The organism is Bradyrhizobium sp. P2_E8, assembly GCF_056403875.1.
Genome location: NZ_JBFUES010000428.1, coordinates 1 through 6,117 on the forward strand (window position 1 = coordinate 1; position 6,117 = coordinate 6,117).

Here is a 6,117-nt window from a genome sequence, read left to right on the forward strand (position 1 = left end):
GTGCAGCGTCGGTCGCATCGACGATGCCGGCGGTGATCCGGGTCGCGCCGCGGCGATAGTCGCGGACGCCGAAGTGCTCGAGCAGTTTCGTCATCGAGCGCGTTGCTGCAAACACGCTGCCCGCATCCGGAAACAACTCCGCCGACAGCCATGTCGTGGAGACGCAGATCGGCGTGCGGTCGGCGAGGCGGATCGCCTCGATCCGCACCAGCGGCGCGCCGACCTTCAAGCCCAGCTCGCGCGCCAGCTCACGCGTCGCGACGTCGTCGGCCGCCTCGATCAACTGCCCGCGCGGCTCACGGCCGCCGGCGCCGACGATCTCGGAGAAGCGCGTGCGCGAGCGCAGCGGATAGGCGATGCGCTGCGCCTCGACATAGGTTCCGCTGCCGCGCTCGGCGCGCACCAGGCCGCGCTCGGCGAGGGCTGCCAGCGCCCGCCGCACGGTGTGGCGGTTGACGCGATAGGTCTCGGCGATCTCCATCTCGCCCGGCAGCTTGTCGCCGGCGGCAAAGCGGCCGTCGGCGATGCCGCGCTCGATGCCGTCGGCAACGAGGCGCCATAGCGCGACGCCCGTGGAGGCGGTGTCCTGCATGCTCATATCGCCGGTCAGCCTAGCCCGAAAATCACACGCTTGTCACGAAACAGTCATGGCGCTTCCGTATGAAGTTGTCTACTATCATAGACAACTTGGATTCGGCAAGTTCGGTGGATCGGGTGACGCAGCAGAACAATCAGCAAGCCCAGCGCAAGGCCGCGATGGCCGTGCTGGCGCACGCGGAGGCGGGCGAGATCGCCGCTCGCCTCCGCGCTTTCGCCCTTCCGGCCCATCAGGATCTGCGCACGCCCGAAAACGGCCTCGTCATGCTGCGCGGCAGGGTCGGCGGCGACGGCGCCCCGTTCAATCTCGGCGAAGCCACGGTGTCGCGCGCCGCGGTGCGGCTTGCGAGTGGGGAGGTCGGCTTCGGCTACACGCTCGGGCGCGACGGTGAGAAGGCGCGGCTGATCGCGCTGTGCGATGCGCTGGTGCAGTCGCGGGATTTTTCCGCATCGGTCGAGCGGGACGTTATCGCACCGTTGCGCGAGCAGCTTACGATCCGGCGCAAGCAGGCGGCGGCCGAGACCGCCGCGACGAAGGTTGATTTCTACACCATGGTGCGCGGTGAGGGGTGAGATCATGACCACGATTGCGGAACTGCCGCCGGGGTTCGCCGACAAGGTGCTGTCGGCGCAATCGACCTTTCGCTCGGTCATGGACGCGATGGCGCGGCCAGGCTCGGTTCAGCGCATCGTACCGATGGCGGGAACACCCGGGCCGATGATGCGCGGCGTCGCTGCGATCGCGCTGACGCTGTTCGATCACGATACGCCGCTCTGGCTCGATGCGCGGATGGCAGAGAGTTCCGACGTCGTGAAATGGCTCAAGTTCCACACCGGCGCGCCGGTCATTCAGGATTCCTCGATCGCAAGCTTTGCCCTGATCAGCGATGGCGCCTTGCTTCCGGCGCTCGAGCGCTTCGCGCTCGGCACCAGCGAATACCCGGATCGGTCGACCACATTGATCCTCCAGGTCGATAGCCTTGACGCAGGGCAGGGCTTCGAGCTGCGCGGCCCCGGCATCGACGGCGTCGCGACGCTCCGGGCCTCGATCAAGCCCGCCGACCTGTTCGAGCGACTGCGTGTCAACGAGACGCTGTTTCCGCGCGGCATCGACGTGGTGCTGGTCGCCGATGACGCCGTGGTCGCGATCCCGCGCACAACGCGTGTCGCGAGTAAAGGAAGCTAGGCATATGTATGTCGCAGTCAAAGGCGGCGAACGCGCCATCGAGAACGCCCATCGCCTGCTCGCCAATGCGCGGCGCGGCGATCAAGGCATTCCGGAAGTCACGCTCGACCAGATCTCGGAGCAGCTTGGTCTGGCCGTGGACCGCGTCATGAGCGAGGGCTCGCTCTATGACCGCGAGCTCGCGGCGCTCGCGATCAAGCAGGCGCGCGGCGATCTGATCGAGGCGATCTTCCTGGTCCGCGCCTTCCGCGCCACGCTGCCGCGTTTCGGCGCCAGCGAGCCGGTCGACACCGGCGCCATGCGGGTGCAGCGGCGGGTGTCCTCGACCTTCAAGGACATTCCCGGTGGTCAGATCCTCGGGCCGACCTTCGACTATACGCATCGCCTGCTCGATCCCTCGCTGGCCGATGGCTTTGTGCCCGAGGCGCCCGCGACAGCCGAATCCTCGACCGCACCGACGCCGCGCGTGACCGATATCCTGGGCCGCGACGGGTTGATCGAATCCTCGCCGCAGGCCGAGGACGGCGCCAGCGTCGGCGATCTCACCCGCGAGCCGCTGAACTTCCCGGCGGACCGCGACCTGCGCCTGCAAAATCTCGCGCGCGGCGACGAAGGCTTTCTGCTGGCGATGGGCTATTCCACCCAGCGCGGCTACGGCCGAAACCATCCCTTCGCCGGCGAGATCCGCTTCGGCGAGGTCGAGGTCGAATTCTCCGCCGAGGACGTCGGCTTCGCTGTGCCGCTCGGCTCGATCGAGCTCACCGAGTGCCAGATGGTCAACCAGTTCAAGGGTTCTGCGACGGAAGCGCCGTGCTTCACCCGCGGCTATGGCCTCGCCTTCGGCCAGAGCGAGCGCAAGACCATGTCGATGGCGCTGGTCGACCGCGCACTGCGTGCCCGCGAGCTGGGTGAAGAGGCGCTCGCGCCGGCGCAGGATGAGGAATTCGTGATGTCGCATTCGGACAACGTCCAGGCGACCGGCTTCGTCGAGCATCTGAAGCTGCCGCATTATGTCGACTTCCAGTCCGAGCTCGGCCTGCTGCGCAAGCTGCGTCAGGAGTTTGCCGAGGCCAATGCGCCGGATGCCATGAAGGAGGCCGCGGAATGAACGCGCCCGCCTACAATTTCGCCTATCTCGACGAACAGACCAAGCGGATGATCCGCCGCGCCATCCTGAAGGCGATCGCGATCCCCGGCTATCAGGTGCCGTTCGCCAGCCGCGAAATGCCGATGCCCTATGGCTGGGGCACCGGTGGCGTGCAGGTGACGGCGGCGATCCTCGGGCCTGAGGACGTGCTGAAGGTGATCGACCAGGGCTCCGACGACACCACCAACGCGATCTCGATCCGTAAATTCTTCGCCAAGACCGCCGGCGTCGCCACCACGACGGCGACGGAGGAGGCGACCGTGATCCAGACCCGTCACCGCATCCCCGAGGCGGCCCTGCACGAGAAACAGGTGCTGGTCTATCAGGTGCCGATCCCGGAGCCGCTGCGCTTCCTCGAGCCGCGCGAGACCGAGACGCGGCGCATGCATGCGCTTGCCGAATACGGCCTGATGCATGTGAAGCTCTATGAGGACATCGCCCGCTTCGGACATATCGCGACCGCCTACGCCTATCCGGTGAAGGTGAACGCGCGCTATGTGATGGATCCGTCGCCGACGCCGAAATTCGACAATCCCAAGATGGACAATTGCCCGGCGCTGCAATTGTTCGGTGCGGGCCGCGAGAAACGCATCTACGCGATCCCGCCCTATACGAAAGTGGTGTCGCTCGATTTCGAGGATCATCCCTTCGAGCCCTACCGCTTCAATGCGCCCTGCGCGCTGTGCGGCGCCGAAAATTCCTATCTCGACGAGATCGTCACCGACGACAAGGGCGGCCGCATGTTCGTCTGCTCGGACACTGATTATTGCGAGGGCCGTCAGGCCGCCGGCCATCACGGCAGCCTGAGTGCTGCGCCGTACAAGGAGAGGGCGCAGGAGACATCAAATGGCTGATCACGACATGCTGGAGAACGATGAGCCGCTGCTGGTCGCGAATTCGCTCAGCAAGTCCTACGGCCGCATCGCCGCGTGCCGCGACGTGTCTTTCTCGCTCTATTCMGGCGAGGTGCTGGCGATCGTCGGCGAATCCGGTTCGGGCAAGTCGACGCTGCTCCAGCTCCTCTCCGGCCAGCTCGCAGCCAGCGGTGGCCACGTCTCCTACCGGATGCGCGATGGCGTCAGCCGCGATCTCGCCACGCTCGGCGAGGCCGAGCGGCGCTTCCTGTTCCGCACCGACTGGGGTTTCGTGCACCAGGATCCCGCGCAGGGCCTGCGCATGGCGGTCTCCGCCGGCGCCAATGTCGGCGAGCGGCTGATGGCGGTGGGATGGAATCACTACGGCCGCATCCGGGACACCGCGTCCGACTGGCTCACGCGCGTGGAAATCGACGTCGCGCGCATCGACGATGCGCCGCGGACCTATTCCGGCGGCATGCGCCAGCGTCTCCAGATCGCCCGCAACCTCGTCACCGAGCCGCGGCTGGTGTTCATGGACGAGCCGACCGGCGGCCTCGATGTGTCGGTGCAGGCGCGCCTGCTCGATCTCTTGCGCAGCCTCGTTGCCGAGCTGCATCTCGCCGTCGTCATCGTCACCCACGATCTCGCAGTCGCGCGGCTATTGTCGCATCGCGTGATGGTGATGAAGGGCGGCCGCGTCATCGAGACCGGTCTCACCGACCAGGTTCTCGACGATCCCCGCGAGCCTTATACCCAACTCCTCGTCTCCTCGATTCTGCCGCCATGAGCCCATCGATGACCGCCATGATCGACATCGCCGACGCCAACAAGACCTTCACGATGCACCTGCAGGGCGGCATCGAGCTGCCTGTCGTGCGCGGCGTGACCTTCCAGGTGAACCCCGGCGAATGCGTCGTGCTGTCAGGCCCGTCGGGCGCCGGCAAGTCGTCGATCCTGAAGATGATCTTCGGCAATTACCGCTGCGACTCCGGCCGCATCGGCATTCGCCATCGCGGCGCGCTGATCGATCTGGCCACTGCCGAGCCGCGGCAGGTCCTCAACGTGCGCCGCGCGACCATCGGCTATGTCAGCCAGTTCCTGCGCGCGGTGCCGCGGGTCGCCACGATCGACGTCGTCGCCGAGCCGCTGATTGTCAACGGCATGGCCCGAGCCGAGGCGCAGCAGCGCGCCGGCAACCTGCTGCACCGTCTCAACATTCCTGAAAGACTCTGGCAGCTCCCGCCCGCGACCTTTTCCGGCGGCGAGCAGCAGCGCGTTAACATCGCGCGCGGTTTCATCTCCGACCTGCCGATCCTGCTGCTGGACGAGCCGACCGCTTCGCTCGATGCCGCCAACCGCGCCGTCGTGGTCGAGCTGATCGCCGAGAAAAAGCGCCAGGGCGTCGCCATGGTCGCCATTGTCCATGACGACGAAATCCGGCATCTGATTGCTGACCGCATCGTCGATGTCACCAGCTTTGCCGCCGCGGCCTGAAGGAAATGGAAATGAACGCCAAGCCGAAGGACACCGTGATCGCCAATGCCAGGATCGTGCTGGCCGACCGGGTGATCGAGCAGGGCTGGCTTGCTCTTGCGGATGGACGCATCGCCGAGATCGGCGAGGGCAGGGCGCCTGCGGGCGCCGAGGATGCCGGCGGCGACCTGATCATGCCGGGCCTGATCGAGCTCCACACCGACCATCTCGAAGCGCATTACGTGCCGCGGCCGAAGGTGTTCTGGAATCCGGTTGCCGCCGTCGTCTCCTATGACGGCCAGCTCGCCACATCAGGCATCACCACCGTGTTCGACTCGCTTCGGGTCTGGCGCGAGGACGGCGCCGAGGAAGTCGACGGCCGTGCCGGCGTGCTCGCCGCCGCGATCACGACCGCGCGCGACGCCGACCTGCTGCGCGCCGACCACTTCCTGCATCTGCGCTGCGAAATCCCGATGCCGAGCGTGGTCGAGGAGGCCAAGGAGCTGATCGACCGTCCCGACGTCCGCTTGATGTCGCTGATGGATCACACCCCCGGCCAGCGCCAGTTCCGCGACGAGGGCAAGCTGCGCGACTATTACCGCGGCAAGAACGGCGGCAAGACCGACGCCGAGCTCGACGAGCTGTTCGCAAAGCGCTTCGAGTATCAGAAGGCTTATGCGGCGACCAACATGCGCGAGATCGTCGCGCTGGCGCATCAGTACAAGATTCCGCTGGCGAGCCATGACGACACCACCGAGGAGAATGTCGCGGACGCTGTGCGCGATCGGGTTTCGGTGGCGGAATTCCCGACGACATTGGAGGCCGCGCGCGGCCTGCATCAGGCCGGCAGCGACCTC

At 66.5% G+C, this 6,117-nt stretch carries 8 protein-coding genes; 7 read left to right on the forward strand and 1 reads right to left on the reverse strand.

All coding sequences use genetic code 11. The features are described from left to right. A partial coding sequence (phnF, locus tag AC1D00_RS22585; protein WP_477012174.1) for a phosphonate metabolism transcriptional regulator PhnF occupies positions 1 to 598 on the reverse strand: 598 nt, incomplete at its 3' end. A gap of 158 nt (positions 599 to 756) precedes the next feature. Here phnF and phnG point away from each other — a divergent pair. The 7 genes from phnG to AC1D00_RS22620 form a co-directional block, all read left to right on the forward strand. Then, entirely contained in the window at positions 757 to 1,170 is a 414-nt protein-coding gene (gene phnG, locus AC1D00_RS22590; RefSeq protein WP_049812107.1) for a phosphonate C-P lyase system protein PhnG, read from the forward strand. A gap of 4 nt (positions 1,171 to 1,174) precedes the next feature. Then, positions 1,175 to 1,783, forward strand: a complete 609-nt coding sequence (phnH, locus tag AC1D00_RS22595) for a phosphonate C-P lyase system protein PhnH (RefSeq protein ID WP_477012175.1) — start codon at positions 1,175 to 1,177, stop codon at positions 1,781 to 1,783. A 4-nt stretch (positions 1,784 to 1,787) separates the two neighbouring features. Then, a complete protein-coding gene (locus tag AC1D00_RS22600; protein WP_025575236.1) occupies positions 1,788 to 2,891 on the forward strand; it encodes a carbon-phosphorus lyase complex subunit in 1,104 nt (367 codons plus the stop codon). After that, positions 2,888 to 3,784, forward strand: a complete 897-nt coding sequence (locus AC1D00_RS22605; RefSeq protein WP_477012176.1) for an alpha-D-ribose 1-methylphosphonate 5-phosphate C-P-lyase PhnJ — start codon at positions 2,888 to 2,890, stop codon at positions 3,782 to 3,784. The genes AC1D00_RS22600 and AC1D00_RS22605 overlap by 4 nt, the downstream gene beginning before the upstream one ends. Further along, positions 3,777 to 4,574, forward strand: a complete 798-nt coding sequence (gene phnK / locus AC1D00_RS22610; protein WP_477012177.1) for a phosphonate C-P lyase system protein PhnK — start codon at positions 3,777 to 3,779, stop codon at positions 4,572 to 4,574. The genes AC1D00_RS22605 and phnK overlap by 8 nt, the downstream gene beginning before the upstream one ends. Before the next feature lie 8 nt (positions 4,575 to 4,582). Then, positions 4,583 to 5,281 (forward strand): phosphonate C-P lyase system protein PhnL, encoded by a 699-nt coding sequence (gene phnL, locus AC1D00_RS22615; RefSeq protein WP_404551105.1) that lies wholly within the window; start codon positions 4,583 to 4,585, stop codon positions 5,279 to 5,281. Positions 5,282 to 5,292: 11 nt separating this feature from the next. Further along, positions 5,293 to 6,117, forward strand: an 825-nt coding sequence (locus AC1D00_RS22620) for an alpha-D-ribose 1-methylphosphonate 5-triphosphate diphosphatase (RefSeq protein WP_477012178.1), incomplete at its 3' end; no start/stop codon positions are given.